We start from the raw sequence: 21,002 nt of genomic DNA, 5'->3' as shown, positions 1-21,002 counted from the left end.
CCTAACGTCGCGGCCATGGAGCAACGAAACGACGTTTCCGGAGTGCTGCTGGTGCTCATGGCCGGAATCCTGTGGGGCACCGTCGGACCGGCCCAGGTGCTGGCCGACGTCCCGGCAGGGCCGGTCGCCCTGGGCGGCGCCCGGATCCTCCTCGGCGGCGTCGTGCTGGCGGTCGCCGTTCTGGTGACGGCTCCCCGCGCGTACCGCACGCTGTCCCGTACGACCTGGCCGCCGCTGCTGGCCGCCACCGCCGCCACCGCCACGTTCCAGGCCGCGTTCATGACCTCGGTCGCGCGGACCGGCGCTGCCGTCGCGACCGCCATCGCGTTCGGGATCGCGCCGGTCAGCACCGGAGTCTGCGAACGGCTGGTGCTCGGCACCCGGCTGACGCGGCGCTGGATCGCCGGTACGGCAGGGGCGATCGCCGGCTGCGCCCTGGTGATGACACCGGCCGGCGCCGTACGGGTCGACGCGTACGGCGCGGCGTTCGGGGTGTTGGCCGGCGGGTGTTTCGGCGTCTACACGGTGTCGGCGAAGCGGCTCATCCAGAAGGGCGCCGGCATGCCGGCCGCCGTATCGATCACGCTGCTGGCCGGTGGGGCGGTCCTCGCTCCGTGGACCCTGGCCGGTCTGCCCGCGCTCGGCACCGTACGCGGGCTCGCCCTGGTCACGTGGCTCGGTCCGATCACCGCGGCGCTGGCGTACTGGTTCTTCGTCACCGGCCTGCGCCGCGTCACCGCGGCGACGGCGGGCACGCTGTCACTGGCCGAGCCGCTGGTCGCCGCCGCCCTGGCCGTCTCCGTCCTCGGCGAGCGCCCGTCCGCGCCGGTGACCGCGGGTTCGGTCCTGCTGCTCGGCGGGCTCGCCATCGTCTCCGTACCGTCGAGGCGTACGCCGCCAGGTGCCGGACAGAGGACACTCTGCTCACCGCCGCCGGGAACGCGGCCGAGACCTAATGGGTCAGCACCCCGTGTCCGGTGGGGTTCTCGAAGGAATAGTCGATTCTCCTTCCGGTCCGGTACCTCAGTGTGATCACCGTGTCGGTGCAGTTAAGCCGTCCCGTCCTGATGTGCTCTTCCACCACCAGGCGGTCGGCGGAGGCCTTGGTGAGCTTGAGTTCTCCGACGCATCGCAGCGTCGTGTACGAGGAACGGCCGACGACGGCGCCGATCCGGCCCCGGGTGAGGGTGAGCACCACGGGATACGGGCTTTTGGACAACCCTTTCTGGTCGATCGAACCGTGCCACGTTCCGAGGAACTTGGCCGGCACGTCATCGCCGCCCTGCCCCGGCGGGGCGGTCACACCCGACCTCGGAGGATCGGCCGACGTCCCCGAACCCGACACCAGGGTCCTCATCATCCACACGAAGGCCGACACGGCCAGCACGGCCAGCACGATCAGCACGGTCACGATCGCGAAGAGACCGAAGCCCAGGCCGGGCGAGCGTTTCCGCGGGCGCGGCGGCGGAGGAAGCGGATACCGCACACGCGCCACACGGTGAGCGCGCGCGACCGGGACCGGCGCGTGCATCGTGATGGTGGGCGGCTGCTGTCGTCCGCCCGTGGAGGCGCCGACCGGTACTTCCGTGGCGGGACCCGGTGCGTCCGGGCGGTGGCCGGTCAGTCGCGTCAGGAGCTCGGGGACGCCGGGCCGGGCCTTGGGGTCCTTGGCCAGCGACGCTTCGACGATGTCGCGCAGCGAGCGGTCAAGGCCTTCCAGGTCCGGCGGCTCGTAGACCACGCGGTGCAGGATCTCCGGGAGCGTACGGCCGGTGAAGGGGCCGCGGCCGGTGCCCGCGAACGCCAGGACGCACCCCCAGGAGAACACGTCGGCGGCGGGGGTGACGTCGGCGCCGTTGATCAGCTCGGGCGCCAGGAACGCGGGCGTGCCCACCAGCTGTCCGGTCCGGGTGACCGTGGTGAGGCTGTCGAGAGCCCGGGCGATCCCGAAGTCGATGACGCGGGGTCCGAAGGATGAGAGCAGGACGTTGGTGGGCTTGAGGTCCCGGTGCACCAGTCCGGCGTCGTGGATGGCCGACAGTGCGGTCGCCATTCCCACCGCCAGGCCCTCCAGGTCCGATCCGCGCAGCGGCCCCTCGGACTCGACCGCGTCCTGCAGAGTGGGGCCGGTGATGAACTCGGTGACGACGTAGTAGGGAGGGCGGTCGAGTTCGGCGTCGAGTACGGGCGCCGTACAGAACCTGCGGACGCGGCGAGCCGCCCGGACCTCCTGCCGGAAACGCTCGGCGAAGGCGGTGTCAGTGGCGAGTTCCTGGTTGATGACCTTGATCGCGGCCTTCTGGCCGTCATCGTCCTCGCCCAGGTACACGGTTCCCATGCCACCACGCCCGAGCCGGCTCAGCAGGCGGTAGCCGCCCAGGCGTCGGGGGTCGCCGGGCTGAAGATCCTCTGGCATGCGCGGTCCGTCCAAGGGGGAGGCGGCGTCGCGATCAGACTACTGATCGCACACGGCCCCAGGGGCGAATCGGCCTGGCCGGTCACGCCGCCGTACGGCGCCGGTCGGCGAGGACCACGACGCCGCCGACGGCCGCCAGGCTCAGCAGTACGGCGCCGAAGGCGGTCGCGCCCGACGTGAGGCCCACGGCGTCGCTGAGGTAGCCGGCGGCGACGGGCAGGAGACCGGCGGGCAGATAGCCGCCCACGTTGAGAGCCGCGTTGGCCTCGGCCAGGCGCCGGGCCGGGACGCTGGAGTTGAGCAGGGACAGCCCGCCGAGCTGCCCCATGCCCTGGCCGGCGCCGGCCAGCAGGGCGGCGGCGACGAGCGCCGGGACGGACGCGGTGTGCACGGCCGTGATCAGGGCGGCCATGCCGGCCGTGGTGCTGACCGCGCCGGCCGTGAGAACGGTGCGCCGGCGCAGCCGCTGGACGGCGAACTGCACCGCGGTGGCGGCGAGGAACATCACGAACGCCATGGCGCCCGCGACGACGCGGCTGGTGGTGCCGAGCAGACCGGACAGCAGCGAGGGGCCCAGCGACAGCACGAAGGACGTCGCGGTGATGCCCGGCGCGAACACGGCGACGCCGAGGGTGAGCTGCCGGCCGTTGCCGTGGGGGACGCGCGGGAGGCGCACCCAGGCGCCCGTGACCGGTACGGCCGGACGCGGCGCGGGCATGCGTGCGACGACGAGGACGGCGGTGACCAGCAGCGCGGCCTCGACGACGAAGACGGTGACGGTCGGGCCCGGCACGACCTCGGAGAGCACCCCGGCCAGCAGCGGCCCCAGCCCCGCGCCGAAGACCATGGAGCAGGAGGCGAGCAGCGCGGCGAGCCGCCTGCGGTGCGGACCCGCCACGTCGGTGACCGCCGCCATGCCGGCCGAGACGACGGCGCCGACGGCGATGCCGGCGAAGAGCCGGGCCACGATCAGCGCGACCACGGTCGACGCGGTCGCGAAGATCACGCAGGCGGCGAGGGCGAGGCCGAGAGCGGGCAGCAGCACGCGCCTGCGTCCGAGCCGGTCGGAGACCACGCCGGACACGAGCAGGGAGCCGAGCAGCCCCACGATGTAGCAGGCGAAGATCACGGTGAGCGTGCCCTTGGAGAAGCCGATGTCGCGCTGCCACAGCACGTACAGCGGGGTGGCCGCGTTGGACAGCACGAACACGGCGGCGACCGGCCAGGCGGCCAGCCACACCCACCACGTCGGCACCGGACGCTCCCCGATCCCGGGTCCGCGTGGAACCGTCTGGCTCTCTGCCACTGCGCCCTCCGACGGTACGACAAAAGTCGAACTAGTACGAATAGGGTCGGACTGTAGCATCCAGTACGATCAGAGTCGAACAAGAGAACGTCGTCAGGAGGAGCCGCCCGTGCCGCCGACCATGGCCGCCGCGCCCGCCATCAGGGAGCTGCCCGAACCCCCCGGCCTGCCCGAGCCGCTGCCCGAGCCGGCAGTGGACGACCTGCGCCTGGAGACGGTGCTGAGCGCACTCAGCGAGCCGCTGCGCCTGCGCATCGTGCGCAAGCTGCTGCTGGAGCGGGAGAGCTTCGACCACCCGTGCGGCTGGTTCGGCCTCGACCGTCCGAAGTCGTCGCTCACCCACCACTTCAAGGCCCTACGCGAGGCCGGGATCATCCGGCAGCGCCAGTACGGCCTGGAGCGCCGCAGCCACGTACGCGTCGCCGACCTCGACGCCCGCTTCCCCGGCCTGCTGGCCCTGGTGACGGCCTGGACCCCGGACGCCCGCTGACCGCCCCGAGGCCGGAAACACGGTACGCACCCCGACAACCGGGGAACGGCTCATATAGCGGCATCCGACACCTCGGCCGACGGGGGGAGGAAGACGATGTCCGGTCCGTTCCCGTGGCAGGTACGCGCCTCACCGGCGCACTGGCGATACCGTGTCCTCGGCCTGGCGACGGCCGCCGCGCTCGCCCTCACCGGCGGCACGGCCCCGGCGAAGGCGGGCGGCATCGACTGGAACGCCGTGGGCCGCGCCATCGGCCGGCCGCTGCAGAGCGAGGCCGGCGGCGTGCACACCGCCGAGTGGCTGCGCACCGACCTGCACGTCGTCAACGCCGGCGTACGGGAGAACCCCGGCATGGAGCTGAACGCCGAGGCCTCCTTCCACCAGACCGCTCCCGGCCGAGCCCTGATGATCGGTGAGGTCACGCTGACCGGCCCCGAGGTGAACCGGGTCGCCGACCGCCTGCGGCAGGGCGGCGTGGAGATCACCGCCCTGCACAAGCACCTCCAGGACGAGACCCCGCGCCTGTGGTGGATGCACTACTGGGCCCAGGGCGATCCCGTCCGCATCGCCCGTACGGTGCACACCGCTCTCGCGCAGACCGGCATCCCCCTCCACCAGCCGGAGGGCACCGAACCCCCGGTCGCCCTGGACACCGCGGCCCTGGACCGCGTCATCGGCGCCAGGGGCGAGGACGAGCACGGCGTGCTGCAGTATCACATCCCCGTCGCCCAGAAGATCACTGACACCCGCGCCCACGTCACGCTGCCGTACCTGATGGAGGCCTCGACGCTGCTGATGTTCCAGCCGCTCGGAGCCGGACGCGCCGCGGTCAACGGCGACTTCACGATGACCGCCGACCAGGTCAACCCGGTGATCAACGCCCTGCGCTCGCACGGCATGACCATCGTCGAGCTGCACAACCACATGCTGTACGAGCAGCCGCGCCTGTTCTACCTGCACTTCTGGGAGACCGGAAACGCCACCGCGCTCGCCCGTACCCTGCGCGCGGGCCTCGATCAGGTCCACGCGCCCCGCCGTTGAGGCGGGCGGACGCGCCCGCGAGCGCCCACCCGCCCGAGCTCAGGCGCTCGGCGGCGGGGTGAAGATGCCGAAGTGGTTGCCGGTGGTGTCGCGCAGCTGGGCGAAGACCAGGCCGTCCGGCGTGGTGGTCGGCGGCACGATCGCCTTCGCGCCGAGCGACTCCGCCTTCGCCAGGGCCGCCGCCACGTCCTCGACCGTCACGTAGAAGATGGCGTAGCCGGGGAACCCGCCCTCCGAGTCGAAGAGACCCCCACTGACGTGGTCGGCGCCCGGCGCCGTGATCTCCCGGTACGGCCCGTCGCCGGCGAACGTCCAGCCGAACAGCTCGCCGTAGAACTTCTGGGCCTCCTCCGGCCGGTCGGTCGCGACCTCGAACCATCCCACCGCGTTGTACTGAGCACTCATCATCGTCGCCTTCCGATCCGGGACTCCGCGCGGATCCGCGCGGACGACACGTACGATCCCGTCCGCCAGCGACAGCCCTATGTCGGTGTTTCCCGGGGAGTTCAGCCGAGTTGGAGTGCGTGTGCCACCAGGTCCGGAACGCGCGGGGCCATCTCGCCGAAGTCGCGTACGGGCGCGGTCTCCTCCAGCAGGGACGCCCGGCGGACGCGGTCCATGCGGAACAGGCGCGGGCCCTCGCGCAGGCGGCACCAGCCGACGAGGTACCAGTCGCGCGCGCCCGACACGAACGCGACCGGCTCGACGTCGCGTTCGGTCTCGGTGCCGTTGCGGTCGACGTAGGCCAGCCGCACCACCTGCCGCAGGGCCACGGCCTCCTCGACGACGGCGGGCACGACGGCACGGTCGTCCTCCCCGCCCGGCACCAGGAACCGGATCCGCTCGGCCAGTTCGCGCGCCTCGGCGCCGTCGGCGGCCGACATCGCAGCGATGATCTTGAGCAGGGCGGTGCGCGCGGACCGGGCGAACGGCGCTTCCGTGGCCCGGCCCAGCGCGATGCCCACGGCGACCGCCTCGGCCGGAGTGAAGTTCATCGGGGGCAGGGTGCGGGTGCGGTCGAGGGTGTAGCCGCCGCCGCGCCCGGTGTCGGCGTAGATCGGCACGCCCGCCTGCTGAAGCGCGCTCACGTCGCGTTCGATGGTGCGGACGCTGACGTCGAAACGGTCGGCGAGCGAACGGGCGCTGCGCCGGCCGGGCGCGCTCGCCCGGAGTTCTTCGACGATCGCGTAGAGGCGGTCGGTACGGTTCACGCCCCGAACGTAGGTCGCGACACCGACATTTACCGGCGAACGCCGTCAGGCGGTCTCGTCGGCGATTTGCCTGCCGTACCGGGCCAGAACGCGTTCGCGCAGGCCGGAGTCGTCGCGGGGTACGGGTTCGAGGAACACCTCATAGACCTCGTGGTAAGCCTCGTGCAGCTCGCCGTCGAGCCGCGCGCACGCGCGTTCGACGTCGGCGGCGCCGAGGGAGTCGTCGAAGTCCAGCCGGGCGCAGACGAGCACCTGGTCGGTGCCGACGTTCATCGTCAGCAGGTCGACGAGCTCCTCGACCTCGGGCGCGTTCGTCAGCATCCGGCGCATGCCCTCCAGCACCTCCGGCCGCGCCTGGCGGCCGACGAGCAGCTCCCGGTTCGTCCGGCCGAGCAGGAACGCGACCAGCGACAGCATCAGGCCGATGAGCAGCGAGGCGATGCCGTCACCGACGGCCGAGCCGGTCAGCTGGTGCGTCAGCAGGCCGAGAGCGGCGAAGGCGATGCCGAGCAGCGCCGCCGAGTCCTCGAACAGGACGGACTTGGCGGTCGGGTCGTCGGTCGTGCGGAGGAACTCCAGGAAGCCCTGGTCGCGCTCGCGCGCGTGCTGCCGGGTCTCGCGGAACGCCTGCCGCCACGAGATGAACTCCAGCACGGCCGAGATCGCCAGCACGACGTAGCCGATGAGCGGGCTGGCCTCCTCGGCGCCCTTGCCGAGAAGCGCCCCGATGCCCTGGATGAACGCGAACAGCGCACCCATCCCGAAGATGCACACGGCGACGAGCAGCGACCAGAAGTAGCGCTCGGTGCCGTGGCCGAAGGGATGCCGCGAGTCCGCGGGCCGCTTACTGCGCCGCAGCGCGGTGAGGAGGAACACCTCGTTGATCGAGTCGACGAACGAGTGTCCCGCCTCCGCCGCCATGGACGCCGAACCGGTTATCAGCGCGGCGGCCGTCTTGGCCAGCGCGATGCCCAGATTGGCCGCGAGCGCCAACAGGACGGTCAGCAGGCCTTTCTGTTTCTTTACCTTCGCCACGCGCCATAGCGTGTCATGCCGCAGCTGAAACGCCCAATACGGCCTCGGCCGCGGTCGCGAGCTGGATCAGCCGCTCGATCTCCGTCCGGTGGAACGGCGGGGCCGCCACCCGGGCCAGGAGCAACGTCTGCGTGGCACCGCCGACCGGCACGCAGGCGTACCGGACCCCGTCCTCGCCGGTGAAGGCGCGGCCGGAGGAGGCGGGCAGCGGCGGCGGTACCACCGGGTCGGGCGCCTGCCAGCTCGCGTGCACCACCGTGCCGTCCGGGGTCAGCATGGCGGCCCAGTCGGCGCCGAAGATCTTGGGCACCGCCTCGACCAGCGCGACGACGCCGTTCGGCGGGTTCGAGGCCATCTGGCCCACGACCTCGACGTCGGAGAAGACGCCCGGCGCCTCGGTGGTACGCCAGACCCCGTCGACCACGACACCGCGGACCGAGTACAGCGCGTCGCACAGGACGTCGAGCGAGACGCCGTCCGGCCAGGTGACCGTGACGTCGTCGACGGCGCGGCCCGCGGCACGCTCCAGCACCACCACCTGGACGATGTCGGCGCCGGCGGCGCCCAGCGTGCGGGCGACCGTACCGAGTGATCCCGGCCGGTCCGGCAGCTTGATTCGGATGCGCAAGAGCGACAAAACGCTCACCTCCCTGCCGAACAAGGTGCCCTATCGACATTTCCGGCATGTTGCCCACGTGTATCCATGCCGCTACCAGCCGACCAGAGGGCGTCTCCGCAGGTCGGAACGGTCAGATCACCTTGGCCAGGAGCTCGGCCATCATCGGCTCACGGTCCCGCAGGGTGAGGCCCGCACCAGGCCGTCCATCAGCTCGGCGGGACCTCGACGGCGGGCGGCGCACCGACATCACGCCCTGACCGGCGTCAGCCGGCGGCCCAGGCGAGCAGGTCGTCCAGGCCCATCGTGTTGACGACGCGCTCCGGGGGCACGCCGCACCGGGCCGCGCGCTCACACCCGAACGGCTGCCAGTCGAGCTGACCCGGCGCGTGGGCGTCGGAGTCGATGGAGAACCGGCAGCCCGCCTCCAGCGCGGGGCGCAGCAGGCGTTTGGGCGGGTCGAGCCGGTCCGGCCGGGAGTTGATCTCCACCGCGACGTCGTGCCGTACGCAGGCGGCGAAGACCCGCTCGGCGTCGAACTCCGACTCGGGCCGCTTGCCGCCGCGGCGGCCACCGGCCGCGACGATGCGGCCGGTGCAGTGGCCGAGGACGTTGACGCGCGGGTTCTCGATGGCGGCCAGCATGCGCGGGGTCATCTCGGCCGACGGCATGCGCAGCTTGGAGTGCACACTGGCGACGACGACGTCGAGCTCGGCCAGCAGCTCGGAGTCCTGGTCGAGCGAGCCGTCGTCGAGGATGTCGACCTCGATGCCGGTCAGGATGCGGAACGGCGCGAGCTCCTTGTTCAGCGCCGCGACCACGTCGAGCTGTGAACGGAGCCGCTCCGGCGACAGGCCGTTCGCCACCTTCAGCCGCGGCGAGTGGTCGGTCAGCGCGACGTAGTCGTGGCCGATGCCGATCGCGGCCGCCGCCATCTCCTCGATCGGCGAACCCCCGTCCGACCAGTCCGAGTGCGTGTGCAGGTCGCCGCGCAACGCCGCACGCAGCGCCTCCGCGGCCTCGTCGAGCGGCTGCCCCTCGGTCGCCTCGAGCCGCCGCAGGTACACGGGCGTCTCCCCGTCGAGCGCCTCCTTGATCACCAGTGCGGTGACCTTGCCGACGCCGGACAGCTCCTCCAGCGTGCCGGCTCGCGCGCGGGCGGCCAGGTCGCCGGCCGGGGTGCGCTCGACCGTCGCGGCCGCGCGGCGGAACGCGCGCACGCGGTAGGTCGCCTCGCCGGCGCGCTCCAGCAGGAACGCGATGCGTTTGAGTGCCTCGAGGGGATCCATGGCCTTCTTTCTACCCGTGCCCCATACCGGAGTAGCACCCGCGGGATCCCTCTGACGTCGGACGCGTCCCGCGTGCGCGGCCCCCTAAGCTCGGCGCATGACCGGTGAGCGGAGCGCCGCGGCGCCGCGGCGTGGGCGCATCCGCTCCCGCCTGCGGGTGGGCCGCGTCGACATCGTCGTGGCGTTGGACTTCGTCATCGCCCTGCTGTTCTTCGCCCTCGACAACGCCGTTCCGCGCCCGCCGCACCCGTCCCCCGGTCATCCCTCCGACGTCCTGCTCATCCTCGTCTCGTTCATCACCGCGGCGCCGCTCACGCTCCGCGACCGGCGGCCGCTCGCCGCGTGGCTGTGCTCGGCCGGCGGGGTCCTGGCCGCCCGCGCCCTGCTCCTCGCTCAGGGCCTTAGCCTGCCCTACCTTCCGGGCGCCGTCGTGGTCTACCTGCTGTGCCTGTACGCGGTGGGGGTCCGTGGCGGCAACCGCGTCACGGCCGGCGCCGCCGTCGTCACGGTCGTCGGCGCGGCGGTGGTCGACTCGTCCACCGCCGCGGTCGCGGTTCCCATGTTGGTCCCCCTCGTCGCCGGCCATCTCGTACGGATGCGGCGCACCACCCGGCAGGTGCTCGCCGAGCAGGAGGCGCGGCACGCGGCCGAGACGGCCGTGCTGGAGGAGCGCCAGCGGATCGCACGCGAGCTGCACGACGTCGTCGCCCACCACATGTCGGTCATCGCGATCCAGGCCGAGGCCGCGCCGTACAAGGTCACCGATCCCCCGCCCGAACTGGCCGAGAGCTTCGCCGACATCCGCGCCAGCGCCCTCGAAGGGCTGACCGAGCTGCGCCGCGTCCTCGGTGTGCTGCGCACCGGCCACACGCCGGAGACCACGCCGCAGCCCGGCCTCGACCGCCTGGAGGAGGTCGTCGCCTCCGCCCGGAGCGGCGGGCTGACCGTCGAGGTCTCCTCGACCGGCGAACCGCCGCCGCTGCCGCAGGGGGTGGCGCTGTCGGCGCACCGCATCCTGCAGGAGGCGCTCAGCAACGCCATGAAGCACGCGCCGGGCGCATCGGTGACCGTCGACATCGACTACCGCTCCGACGAACTGCGCCTGCGCGTCGTCAACGGTCCCGGCACCGCGCCCCGGCCGGTCGCCGAGAGCGGCGGCGGCCACGGTCTCGTCGGCATGCGCGAACGTGCGAGCATGCTCGGCGGCACGCTCGCCGTCGGCCCCCGGCCCGACGGCGGGTTCGCCGTCACCGCCGTCCTCCCGTACCAGAAGGCCACCGCATGATCCGTGTGCTCATCGCCGACGACCAGGGCATGGTCCGGTCCGGTTTCTCCATCCTGCTGAACGCCCAGCCGGACATCCACGTCGTGGGCGAGGCGGTCGACGGGAAGGAGGCGGTGGCGCGCGCGGCGGAACTGCGCCCCGACGTGGTCCTGATGGACGTCCGCATGCCGGTGATGGACGGCCTGGCCGCCACCCGCATCATCACCGCGGGCGAGGCCGCGCCGAAGGTGCTGGTCCTGACCACCTTCGACCTGGACGACTACGTGTACGAGGCGCTGCGTTCGGGCGCCAGCGGGTTCCTGCTGAAGGACGCCTCGGCGAGTGAGCTGTCCGACGCGGTGCGCGTCGTCGCGCGGGGCGACGCGCTGCTCGCCCCGGTGGTGACCCGGCGGCTCATCGCCGAATTCGCCCGCATGGGCGCGCCGCGGGGCCCCGACGGCCGGCTCGCGGAGGGACTCACCGAACGCGAGAGCGAGGTGCTCGGCCTGGTGGCGCGCGGCATGTCCAACGCGGAGATCGCCGCCGAGCTCGTCCTGGCCGAACAGACCGTGAAGACGCACGTCGGACGCATCCTGATGAAACTGGAACTGCGCGACCGCACCCAGGCCGTGGTCTACGCGTACGAGACCGGCCTCGTCCGCCCCGGCGGGTAGCCCAAGCCCAGGCGGCTCGGACGGGCGGCCCGAACCCCGGCAACTCGTACGGGCAGGCGCGCGGCCCCAACCCCAGCCGCCCGGGCGCAGGCCTAACCTCGACCGCGCAGGCCCAACCCCCAGCCGCTTGGGCGCGCAGACGCGCGGCCCGAACCCCGACCGCCCGGGCGCGCAGACCCAGTTTCGGCCACTCTGGCGGGCAGGCCCGATTTCGTCCACTCGGGCGCGCAGGCCCGGCCCCGGACGCGCAGGCGCGCGGCCTCAACCCCAGCCGTCCTGCGCGCAGGCCCGACCGCGCAGGCAGGCACGCCGAGCGCCGACCGCTCGGGCGAGCAGCCTCAACGCCAGCCGCGCAGGCGCGTAGGCACCGACCCCAGCCGCCTGAGCGCGCAGGCCCGCAGACGCGCCGCACCGACCCCAGCCGCCCGGGAACGCAGGCCCAACCGACCGCGCAGGCACGTAGGCCGAACCCCGACCGCGCAGGCGGGCACACCGAGCCCCGACCGCTCGGATGAGCGGCACCGCCCCAGCCACTCGGGCGGCCGGGCCCGAGTCCGGCTGCGCAGGTGGGTGTGCCGAACCTCGGTCGCTCGTATGCCCACGACGTACCTGAGAGGTACGCGCGGATGTGCTCTCCGGAGGGACGCGCGGCACGGGCGGCCGTCCGTAGCTTCCTGTTCTGCCGCCCGGCCGACCCGGCCGGGCGGTGTGGACCGGAAGGAGATCGGGATGACGGCCCGCCGGGTGACCCTGCTCGCGTTCACGGGCGCCGCGCTCGTGCTCAGTACCGCCGCGGCGGGCGACGCCTCGTCCGGGCCGCTGCCCCTGCGGCCCCTGCCCGCCCTGACCGGACCGGCGCTGAGCGCGCGGTACGCGGCCGAGCGCGCGGCGATCGAGAGCGCCGCGCGCGGCACCGAGGACCCGCGCACGTCGCAGCGTCTGCGCGCGCTCGCCGCGCCCGGCCGTACGTTCCTCGACTTCGATCCGCGCGGCCGGGCGGTCGAGGTGGTCGGCGACCTGGCGACCGCGCGGCGCGTCGCCGTGCTGGTGCCCGGCGCGGACACGACGCCGGCCACCTTCGACTCACGCGGAACCGCGTCGCCCGGCGGGGGCGCCCGCGCCCTGTACGCCGAGGCCGAGCGGCTGTCCCCCGGCGCGCGGCTGGCCGTCGTCGCCTGGCTCGGGTACCCCGCCCCGGCCACGGTCAGCCCCGCCGTGGTCACCACCGGCCGCGCCGACCAGGGTGCCCGCGCCCTCCGCCCGCTGGTTACGTGGCTGGACGCGCGCGGCGCCGGTGTCGCGCTGCTGTGCCACAGCTACGGCACGGTGGTCTGCGGACGCGCCGCGAAGGACCTCGACGTGACCGACATCGCCGTGTTCGGCAGCCCGGGGATGACCGTCGCCTCCGCGGCCGGGCTGCGCACCTCCGCGCGGCTCTGGGCGGGGCGCGCCTCCGGCGACTGGATGCGGTACGTACCGAATGTCCGGGTGCTCGGTGTCGGTTTCGGCGCGGACCCGGCCGGAGCGGGATTCGGCGCCCGGCGGTTCGCCGCGGGGGACGGCGGGCACAGCGACTACCTTCGGCCGGGCGGCGTCGCGCTGCGCGACCTGGCGCTCATCGCGCTCGGCCGCGCCGGCGACGTGTCGCGTTGACATGTGACGCGCTGACCAGCCCCTTCCCGACACGTCCACACGGAAAGGCGGTTACCGTCACAGGTGACGAACCGCCGTCGGTGGCGCGTGCGCGGTCCCGGCCGATGCGCTCATCCGCCGGCCGGGGGTGGGAGGGTGGAGAATGTGAAGAACGACGGCGACATCCGCGAAGAGACGACCGAGCGGCTCGAGCAGGCCATGGGATCGCTCGGCACCGCCGCGACGGCCAGCATGGAAGAACGCCTGCCGTGGTTCCGCGCGATGTCGGCGGAGTACCGCTCATGGGTCGGCCTGGTGGCCCAGGCGGGCATCGCCGGGTTCGTCGAGTGGTTCAAGAACGAGGAGAAGATCCGGCCGCCCATCGCGGGCGAGGTCTTCGGCACGGCGCCCCGCGAGCTGATGCGCGCCGTACGGCTCCAGCAGACCGTCGAGATCGTGCGCGTCGTCATCGACGTGGTCGAGGCTCAGGTGAACAAGCTCGCCGCGCCGGGCGGCGAGACCCAGCTGCGCGAGGCCATCCTCCGCTACACCCGTGAGGTCGCCTTCGGCGCCGCGCAGGTGTACGCGCGGGCGGCCGAGACGCGCGGCGCGTGGGACGCGCGGCTCGAGGCGCTCATCGTCGACGCCCTGCTGCGCGGCGAGGTCGACGAGTCGCTGCACTCCTGGGCGGCCGCGCTCGGCTGGGCCTCGACCTCGGTGGCCGTCATGGCGGGGCACACGCCCGACGACGAGCCCGAGGCCATCATCGACGACATCCGCATCGCGTCGCGCCGCGCGCGCGTCGACGTGCTCGCCGGGGTCCAGGGCAGCCGCCTCATCGTCATCGTCGGTGGTGTGGAGGACGACCCGCTCGCCGCGGCGAAACCGTTCACCTCCAAGTTCGGCGCGGGTCCGGTCGTCATCGGCCCGCGGGTGGAGGACCTGTACGCGGCCACCGGCTCGGCGCGCGCCGCGCTCGCCGGGCTGCAGGCCGTGGCCGGCTGGCCGGACGCGCCCCGCCCGGTGCTCGCCGGAGCGCTGCTGGCCGAGCGGGCGCTGGACGGCGACCAGGACGCACGGGCGTTTCTTGTGGAGGAGGTCTACGAACCGCTGCGCGACGCCGGCGCTCCGCTGCTGGACACGCTCACGACCTACCTGGAGCAGGGCTCGTCGCTGGAGGCCACCGCGCGGCTCCTGTTCGTCCACCCCAACACCGTCCGCTACCGGCTCAGACGCGTCACTGAGCTGACCGGATACGTGCCCGCGGACGGCCGGGCCGCCTTCACGCTGCGCATCGCGCTCGTCCTCGGACGCTTCGTGTCGCGTGAGGCCCACTTGTAGGACCCTCACAAGGCGGGCTGCCTCAACTTCGTACCTCACCGCATGAACATGGCGCGCCCCCACGCGGCACTGTGGGATGCGTGCTCGCCATCACCGCGCCCGGCCAGGGCGCCCAGACACCCGGATTCCTCGAGGCCTGGCTCGAGCTCCCGGGGGTGACCGAACGCCTCACCTGGTGGTCGGCCGTCACCGGGCTCGACCTGATCCGTTACGGGACGACCGCCGACGCCGACGAGATCCGCGACACCGCGGTCGCGCAGCCGCTGCTGGTCAGCGCCGCTCTCGTCGCGTACGAGGTGCTCGGCGTCAAGCCCGGTCTCGTGGCGGGGCACAGTGTGGGCGAGCTCGCCGCGGCCGCGATGGCCGGTGTCATCTCCCCCGAGGCGGCGCTCGTGCTGGCGCGTGAGCGCGGCCGGGCCATGGCCGAGGCGGCGGCCGTCACCGAGACCGGCATGACCGCGGTGCTCGGCGGCGACCCGGACGAGGTGCAGGCGGTCCTGAAGGAACACGGCCTCACGCCGGCGAACATGAACGGCGCGGGACAGGTCGTCGCCGCCGGCACGATGGAGCAGCTCGCCGCGCTGAAGGAGCGGCCTCCGTCCGGGGCGCGGCTGCGCGGTCTCCAGGTGGCGGGTGCCTTCCACACCACGCACATGGCCCCCGCGGTCGACACGCTCCGGCGCATCACGCCGGGCATGCCCGTGGCGGACCCGGGTATACAGGTGCTGTCCAACCGCGACGGCACCGTCGTGGGGCGTGGAGGAGACCTCGTCGCCCGTCTCGCCGAGCAGGTCAGCAACCCGGTGCGCTGGGACTCCTGCATGGAGACGATGACGGACCTCGGCGTCACCGCCATCATCGAGCTTCCGCCGGCCGGCACTCTCGCCGGTATCGCTCGACGTGCGCTGCCGGGGGTCGAGGTCGTGGCGCTCAAGACGCCGGACAAACTCGACCAGGCCCGCGCCCTGGCCGAGGCCAGCCCCAGTGACGACACATTGGAGAACGCGTGACGTCCTTCCAGCTCCGTACCGGCGCCCCCGGGGCGCGCATCCTCGCGTTCGGCCACTACCAGCCGTCCAACGTCGTCACCAACGACGACATCGCCAAGACCGTCGACACCAACGACGAGTGGATCCAGAGCCGGGTCGGCATCAAGCAGCGCCGGATCGCCGGACCCGACGAGTCGGTGGTCGACATGGCCGTGCAGGCGGGCGGCAAGGCCCTCGCCAACAGCGGTCTGTCCCCGGCCGACATCGACCTGGTCGTCGTCGCCACCTGCACGCAGGAGGCGCAGATCCCGAACGCGTCGGCGCAGGTCGCCACCCGTCTGGGCATCGTCGCGCCGGGCGCGTACGACGTCAACGCGGCGTGCGCGGGCTTCTGCTACGCCCTGTCCAACGCCTCCGACGCGATCCGCGCCGGCTCCGCGCGCAACGTGCTCGTGGTCGGCGCCGAGAAGCTCTCGCAGTGGGTGGACTGGACGGACCGTTCCACGTGCATCATCTTCGCGGACGGCGCGGGCGCGGTCGTCGTCGGGCCGTCCGAGGAGACGGCGGTCGGGCCGGTCGTGTGGGGCAGCGCCGGCGACATGGCCGAGCGGATCTTCATCAAGGACCGGAACAGCTTCCTCTACCAGGAGGGGCAGAGCGTGTTCCGGTGGACCACCACGAACCTCCACAAGGTGGCACGAGAGGCGTGTGACCGCGCCGGCGTCGACCCGTCGGAGCTGGCGGCGTTCGTGCCCCACCAGGCGAACCTGCGCATCATCGAGGCGATCGCGCGTAAGCTCAACGCGGAGAACGCGGTCGTCGCCGACGACATCGTGGAGGCCGGCAACACCTCGGCCGCCTCGATCCCGCTCGCCCTCTCCCGGCTCATCGAGCGCGGCGACGTGCCCTCCGGCGCTCCCGCGCTGCTCATCGGCTTCGGTGCCGGGATGACGTACGCGGCTCAGGTCGTCGAGATCCCGTAACTCCCCCTGTTCCTCACTCACCTTCAGTACAACCCGATTCAGAGGAGTAATAACACCATGGCATTGTCCGAGCAGCAGATCCTCAAGGGCCTCGGCAAGATCATCGAGGAGATCGCCGGTGTGCCGGCGGCCGACGTCACCCCCGAGAAGTCGTTCGTGGACGACCTCGACATCGACTCGCTGTCGATGGTGGAGATCGCCGTCGCCGCGCAGGACGAGTTCGGCGTCGAGATCCCCGACGACGAGCTGAAGAACCTCAAGACCGTCAAGGACGTCGTCTCCTACGTGCAGGGCAAGGACGTTTCCGCCTGAAGGGCACATCCAGCGACGAGACCACCAAGGGAGAGCGTGACCGAATGAGTACCTCCGTCGTCGTGACCGGACTGGGCGCGACCACGCCACTCGGCGGCGACGTGGCGTCGACCTGGTCCGCTCTGCTCGCGGGCCGTTCCGGCGTCAAGCCGATCGAGGCGGACTGGGCCAAGGACCTGCCGGTGCGGATCGCCGCGAGGATCGCGGTGGAGCCCTCCGAGGTCCTGCCCAGGCACCGGCTGCGCCGTCTCGACCGGTGCCAGCAGTTCGCCCTCATCGCCGCGCACGAGGCCTGGCGCGACGCCGGCCTCGCGTTCGGCGACGAGGAGTCGGCGGAGGGCTTCCGGGTCGACGGCGACCGCCTCGGCGCCGTCGTCTCCAGCGGCATCGGGGGCATCATCACCACCCTCGACAACTACGACACGCTGCGGGAGAAGGGCTGGAAGCGCGTCTCCCCGTTCGCCGTGCCGATGCTGATGCCCAACGGCGCCGCCGGTCAGGTGAGCATCGAGTTCGGTGCCCGTGCGGGTGCGCACGCGCTCGCGAGCGCGTGCGCCTCCAGTGCCGAGGCCATCGGCTACGGCATCGACATGATCCGCTCGGGTCGTGCCGACATCGTCATCGCCGGTGGCACCGAGGCGGCGATCCACCAGCTCAACCTCGCCGCGTTCGCGTCGATGCGCGCCATGTCGACGCGCAACGACGACCCGGAGGCCGCGTCGCGGCCGTACGACAAGAACCGCGACGGCTTCGTGCTCGGTGAGGGCTCGGGCATCGTCATCCTCGAGTCCGAGGAGCACGCGCGGGCCCGCGGCGCGCGGATCCACGGCATCGCCGCCGGCGTCGGATACTCCGCCGACGCCAACGACATCGTGCAGAACGACGCGGACGGCATGTCCAAGGCCATGAAGCGCGCGCTGACGGACGCGGGCCTCGAACCCGGGGACATCGTCCACATCAACGCGCATGGCACGTCCACCCCGATCGGCGATGTCGGCGAGATCAAGGCGATCAAGAAGGCGCTCGGCGAGGCGGCCGGGCAGATCGTCGTGACGAGCACCAAGTCGATGACCGGGCACCTGCTCGGTGGCACCGGCGCGGTCGAGTCCATCGCCACGCTGCTCGCGCTGCGCGAGGGCCTGGTCCCGCCGACGATCAACATCGACGATCTCGACGACGAAGTCGACCTCGACATCGCCCAAGGGGAGCCGAGAAAGCTGCCCGGTGGCCCCGCCGCAGCACTGAACAACTCGTTCGGCTTCGGTGGCCACAACGTGTGCGTCGCCTTTAGGAGGCATGAGTCGTGACCGTTGTCGACAGTCGTACCCCCGCTCCGGCGGCCGAGGAGATCCCCCAGCAGGCCGAGGCCGCACCGGACCCCCGTGACCCGCTCGTCCGCCTGGGGGCGCTCTTCGACGAGGGGTCGCTGCGGCTCCTCGCCGAACAGGACGACAGCGGCGCCGTCGCGGGCGTCGGCCGGGTCGAGGGCATGCCCGTCGTGGCGTACGCCAGCGACCCGCGCGTCCAGGGCGGCGCCATGGGCGCGGCGGGCTGTGAGCACATCGTGCACGCGTACGACCACGCGGTGCGCGAGCGGCTGCCCATCATCGGCCTGCTGCACTCCGGCGGTGCCCGCATCGCCGAGGGTGTGGAGTCGCTGCACGGCGTCGGCCGGATCTTCGCCGCGATGACCCACGCCTCCGGCGTGGTGCCGCAGATCTCCGTCGTGCTCGGCCCCGCCGCCGGCGGAGCCGCGTACGGCCCGGCGCTGACCGACATCGTCATCCTGTCCGAGGGCGGCCGCATCTTCGTGACCGGCCCGGACGTCGTCCGCTCGGTCACCGGTGAGGACGTGGACATGGCGACGCTGGGCGGCCCCGAGCCGCACAGCAAGCGCAGCGGCGTCGTGCACATCGTGACCAAGACCGACACCGAGGCCCTGCTCAAGGCACGCCGGGTCGCGGCGCTGCTCGGTCACCAGGGCCGGCTGCGGCCGGAAGAGGTGGCCGAGACCGACCTCGGCGGCATCCTGCCGGAGAACCCGCGGCGCGCCTACAACGTCAAGCCGATCGTGGCCGGCCTGCTCGACGAGGGTTCGGAGTCGGTCGAGCTGCACCCCAAGTGGGCGCCGAACATCACGACCACGCTGGGCCGCCTCGGCGGCCGTACGGTCGGGGTCATCGCCAACAACCCGATGCGGCTGGGCGGCTGCCTGGACTCGGCGTCGGCGGAGAAGGCGGCGCGGTTCGTGCGGATGTGCGACGCGTTCGGGGTGCCCTTGGTCGTCGTGGTCGACGTCCCCGGCTACCTGCCGGGCATGGGTCAGGAGCACGACGGCGTCGTACGGCGCGGGGCGAAGCTCCTGCACGCGTTCGCCGAGGCGGTCGTGCCCCGGGTGACGCTGGTCACCCGCAAGGCGATCGGCGGCGCGTACATCGCGATGAACTCCCGGTCCCTGGGCGCGACGCGCGTCTTCGCCTGGCCGACCGCGGAGGTCGCGGTCATGGGCGCCGTCGCCGCGGTCCGCATCCTGCACCGGCGCAAGCTGGCCGCCGTGCCGGAGGAGGAGCGCCACGCGCTGGAGGAGCAGCTCGCGGCCGAGCACGAGAAGGTCGTCGGCGGCCTCCAGCGGGCGCAGAACATCGGCGTCATCGACGAGGTCATCGAGCCCGCCAAGACCCGCCGCGCGATCGCCCAGGCGATCGCCGAGGCCACCCCGGCCCGCGGCGCGCACGGCAACATCCCTCTCTGACGGTCGTCGGACCCGGTACGCCCCGTCCAGGAGAGACTCCTGGACGGGGCGTCGCTCTTCCGGGTCCGGCGCGGCGCCCGCCGCGTCAGGCGGGCAGCTTGGGGCCGAGGTAGCAGCCTCCGCTGGCGTCGAGCCACTGCCCGGTCACCCACCCACCGTCGGGCGAGGCGAGGAACGCGACGACGGCGGCGATGTCGGCGGGCATGCCGGTGCGTTCGATCGCCTGTGCGGCGTTCATCTGCTCGGCGAAGCCCGGGATGTCGTACATCGCGGCGGTCCGGTCGGTCCTCGTGGTGCCGGGCGCAACCGTGTTGACCGTGATGCCGCGCCTGCCCACCGTGTTGGCCAGCGTCCGGCCGAGCGTGTCGACGGCGGCCTTGGTCATCGCGTACGACGTCTCCGCCGCCAGCGCGATCCGGGTCACGCCGGAACCGATGTTGATGATGCGACCGCCGTCGCGAAGCATCGGCAGAGCCCGCTGGATAAGGAAGTACGGCGCCCGCACGTTCACCGCGAACAGCCGGTCGAAGGCCGCCGGGGTGTCCGACTCGATCGGGCCCGTGCCGCTCAGGGCGGCGTTGTTGACCAGGATGTCCAGGGCGGCCTCGCCGGTGTACTCGCGCAGGCCGGCCGCGAGCCGCGCGACCAGGGTCTCCGCGTCGCCGTCGACGCCGAGTTCGGCCTGCACCGTGAACGCCCGGCCGCCGGCCGCCGTGATCGCCGCCACCGTGTCCTTGGCCGCCGCGTCGCCGCTGTTGTAGTGCACGGCGACCAGGGCGCCGTCTGTCGCGAGCCGCTCGGCGATCGCCCGGCCGATCCCCCGCGAGGCCCCGGTCACCAGCGCCGTCTTTCCGGTCAGAACGGTCATCTTCCACTCCTTGGTCGTGTCGCCTGTGGTGATGACCAAAGATTCGCCGGAGCCGCTGACCGTCCACGCACCATCGGCGCACCGGCCCGTGGTGGCGGCCCGTGGTGGCGGCGCTCCCCGCCGCCACGCGCGTACACGTCGCGGGTCGGATCCAGGGCACGCCGGACCGGCCGAGCCCTCTCCTCACCCGCGGGAACGGGTCAGCCGGCGGCGTGCAGCCAGCGGACCGGGGCTCCGTCGCCGGCGCGGCGGAAGGGCTCCAGCTCGTCGTCCCACGGCTTGCCGAGGAGCCGGTCGACCTCGTACTCGAAGGTCGCCTTGCCCGCCATGGCGTTGGCCATCGCCGAACGCAGGCGGTCTTCGGGCACGTGGACGTCGCCGTTCGCGCCGATCACGGCGGTGAAGACTCCCAGGGAGGGCGTCACGCTGTAGCGGACGCCGTCACAGCCCGGCGTGGCGTCCTCGGTCACCTCGAAGCGCAGCAGGCGCCAGTCGCGCAGCGCCGACACGATGCCGGCCGCTGTGCCGGGACGTCCTTCCCAGCACAGCTCGGTGCGCATCGTCCCCGGAGCCGCGGGCTGATCGCTCCACGGCAGGGAAACGGGCACACCGAGGACGCCTGCGGCGGCCCACTCGATGTGCGGGCACAGCGCAGGCGGCGCTGAGTGGACGTAGAAAACGCCACGTGCGGACACCGGACCTCCTGGGAGCGTTGCGAGGTTCGTCTTCCCCAACGTCCTCGCACCAGACCGACCGTATGACCGCATGGTCATTGTGCCTCAT

21 protein-coding genes are annotated in these 21,002 nt (G+C 72.7%); 12 read left to right on the top strand and 9 right to left on the bottom strand.

The window, feature by feature from the left end; all coding sequences use genetic code 11:
- Positions 1 to 15: 15 nt before the first annotated feature.
- Positions 16 to 1,032, top strand: coding sequence for a DMT family transporter (locus QSK37_RS30975; RefSeq protein ID WP_285628227.1), 1,017 nt, complete (start codon positions 16 to 18; stop codon positions 1,030 to 1,032).
- Here QSK37_RS30975 and QSK37_RS30970 read toward each other — a convergent pair.
- Both QSK37_RS30970 and QSK37_RS30965 read right to left on the bottom strand, forming a co-directional pair.
- Positions 953 to 2,416: a serine/threonine protein kinase gene (locus QSK37_RS30970; protein ID WP_285628224.1), complete on the bottom strand. Its 1,464-nt coding sequence runs from the start codon at positions 2,414 to 2,416 to the stop codon at positions 953 to 955. The genes QSK37_RS30975 and QSK37_RS30970 overlap by 80 nt on opposite strands.
- 82 nt (positions 2,417 to 2,498) lie before the next feature.
- Positions 2,499 to 3,671 carry an MFS transporter gene (locus tag QSK37_RS30965; RefSeq protein WP_285628217.1) on the bottom strand — a complete coding sequence of 391 codons (1,173 nt, stop codon included), beginning with the start codon at positions 3,669 to 3,671 and terminating at the stop codon, positions 2,499 to 2,501.
- Between the two features lie 172 nt (positions 3,672 to 3,843).
- Between QSK37_RS30965 and QSK37_RS30960 the strand changes: the two genes are divergently transcribed.
- Both QSK37_RS30960 and QSK37_RS30955 read left to right on the top strand, forming a co-directional pair.
- Entirely contained in the window at positions 3,844 to 4,212 is a 369-nt protein-coding gene (locus tag QSK37_RS30960; protein ID WP_285580527.1) for an ArsR/SmtB family transcription factor, read from the top strand.
- 96 nt (positions 4,213 to 4,308) lie between these two features.
- Positions 4,309 to 5,253 carry a DUF1259 domain-containing protein gene (locus tag QSK37_RS30955; RefSeq protein WP_285628215.1) on the top strand — a complete coding sequence of 315 codons (945 nt, stop codon included), beginning with the start codon at positions 4,309 to 4,311 and terminating at the stop codon, positions 5,251 to 5,253.
- Between the two features lie 39 nt (positions 5,254 to 5,292).
- Here the strand turns inward: QSK37_RS30955 and QSK37_RS30950 are convergent, their stop codons facing one another.
- From QSK37_RS30950 to QSK37_RS30930, 5 genes are all read right to left on the bottom strand, one after another.
- Positions 5,293 to 5,658, bottom strand: a complete 366-nt coding sequence (locus QSK37_RS30950; RefSeq protein ID WP_285628212.1) for a VOC family protein — start codon at positions 5,656 to 5,658, stop codon at positions 5,293 to 5,295.
- Between the two features lie 101 nt (positions 5,659 to 5,759).
- A complete protein-coding gene (locus QSK37_RS30945) occupies positions 5,760 to 6,464 on the bottom strand; it encodes a helix-turn-helix transcriptional regulator (protein ID WP_285628209.1) in 705 nt (234 codons plus the stop codon).
- Positions 6,465 to 6,509: 45 nt separating this feature from the next.
- Positions 6,510 to 7,499: a cation diffusion facilitator family transporter gene (locus tag QSK37_RS30940; RefSeq protein ID WP_285628207.1), complete on the bottom strand. Its 990-nt coding sequence runs from the start codon at positions 7,497 to 7,499 to the stop codon at positions 6,510 to 6,512.
- A gap of 13 nt (positions 7,500 to 7,512) precedes the next feature.
- Positions 7,513 to 8,136, bottom strand: a complete 624-nt coding sequence (locus tag QSK37_RS30935) for an ACT domain-containing protein (RefSeq protein ID WP_285628204.1) — start codon at positions 8,134 to 8,136, stop codon at positions 7,513 to 7,515.
- A gap of 245 nt (positions 8,137 to 8,381) precedes the next feature.
- The gene (locus QSK37_RS30930; protein WP_285628201.1) at positions 8,382 to 9,404 is read right to left on the bottom strand and encodes a PHP domain-containing protein; all 1,023 of its coding nucleotides are present in this window, start codon (positions 9,402 to 9,404) and stop codon (positions 8,382 to 8,384) included.
- 97 nt (positions 9,405 to 9,501) lie between these two features.
- On the opposite strand from QSK37_RS30930, the gene QSK37_RS30925 reads away from it, so the two are divergent.
- The 9 genes from QSK37_RS30925 to QSK37_RS30885 all read left to right on the top strand — a co-directional run bounded on the left by QSK37_RS30925 (position 9,502) and on the right by QSK37_RS30885 (position 19,351).
- Positions 9,502 to 10,689, top strand: coding sequence for a sensor histidine kinase (locus QSK37_RS30925; protein ID WP_285628198.1), 1,188 nt, complete (start codon positions 9,502 to 9,504; stop codon positions 10,687 to 10,689).
- Positions 10,686 to 11,342: a response regulator gene (locus tag QSK37_RS30920; protein WP_285628195.1), complete on the top strand. Its 657-nt coding sequence runs from the start codon at positions 10,686 to 10,688 to the stop codon at positions 11,340 to 11,342. Before QSK37_RS30925 ends, QSK37_RS30920 begins: the two co-directional genes overlap by 4 nt.
- Positions 11,343 to 12,071: 729 nt before the next feature.
- Positions 12,072 to 12,995 (top strand): alpha/beta hydrolase, encoded by a 924-nt coding sequence (locus QSK37_RS30915; protein ID WP_285628193.1) that lies wholly within the window; start codon positions 12,072 to 12,074, stop codon positions 12,993 to 12,995.
- Positions 12,996 to 13,193: 198 nt separating this feature from the next.
- Complete coding sequence (locus QSK37_RS30910) at positions 13,194 to 14,315, top strand: PucR family transcriptional regulator (protein ID WP_285628840.1); 1,122 nt, start codon at positions 13,194 to 13,196, stop codon at positions 14,313 to 14,315.
- 80 nt (positions 14,316 to 14,395) lie between these two features.
- Positions 14,396 to 15,325: an ACP S-malonyltransferase gene (locus QSK37_RS30905; RefSeq protein WP_285580129.1), complete on the top strand. Its 930-nt coding sequence runs from the start codon at positions 14,396 to 14,398 to the stop codon at positions 15,323 to 15,325.
- On the top strand, positions 15,322 to 16,287 hold the full coding sequence (locus tag QSK37_RS30900; protein WP_285580131.1) for a beta-ketoacyl-ACP synthase III: 966 nt from the start codon (positions 15,322 to 15,324) through the stop codon (positions 16,285 to 16,287). Before QSK37_RS30905 ends, QSK37_RS30900 begins: the two co-directional genes overlap by 4 nt.
- Positions 16,288 to 16,344: 57 nt before the next feature.
- Positions 16,345 to 16,599: an acyl carrier protein gene (locus QSK37_RS30895; protein WP_285580133.1), complete on the top strand. Its 255-nt coding sequence runs from the start codon at positions 16,345 to 16,347 to the stop codon at positions 16,597 to 16,599.
- 44 nt (positions 16,600 to 16,643) lie between these two features.
- The gene (gene fabF / locus QSK37_RS30890; protein ID WP_285628190.1) at positions 16,644 to 17,906 is read left to right on the top strand and encodes a beta-ketoacyl-ACP synthase II; all 1,263 of its coding nucleotides are present in this window, start codon (positions 16,644 to 16,646) and stop codon (positions 17,904 to 17,906) included.
- Positions 17,903 to 19,351, top strand: coding sequence for an acyl-CoA carboxylase subunit beta (locus tag QSK37_RS30885; RefSeq protein WP_285580137.1), 1,449 nt, complete (start codon positions 17,903 to 17,905; stop codon positions 19,349 to 19,351). Before fabF ends, QSK37_RS30885 begins: the two co-directional genes overlap by 4 nt.
- A gap of 85 nt (positions 19,352 to 19,436) precedes the next feature.
- On the opposite strand, the gene QSK37_RS30880 is transcribed toward QSK37_RS30885, so the two are convergent.
- Entirely contained in the window at positions 19,437 to 20,219 is a 783-nt protein-coding gene (locus tag QSK37_RS30880; RefSeq protein WP_285628187.1) for an SDR family NAD(P)-dependent oxidoreductase, read from the bottom strand.
- A 200-nt stretch (positions 20,220 to 20,419) separates the two neighbouring features.
- Positions 20,420 to 20,914: a DUF3145 domain-containing protein gene (locus QSK37_RS30875; protein WP_285628184.1), complete on the bottom strand. Its 495-nt coding sequence runs from the start codon at positions 20,912 to 20,914 to the stop codon at positions 20,420 to 20,422.
- Between the last annotated feature and the right edge of the window lie 88 nt (positions 20,915 to 21,002).

This window comes from Actinoallomurus iriomotensis, from assembly GCF_030269445.1.
Classification (GTDB): domain Bacteria; phylum Actinomycetota; class Actinomycetes; order Streptosporangiales; family Streptosporangiaceae; genus Actinoallomurus; species Actinoallomurus iriomotensis.
This window is presented reverse-complemented; position numbering and strand designations above follow the sequence as displayed.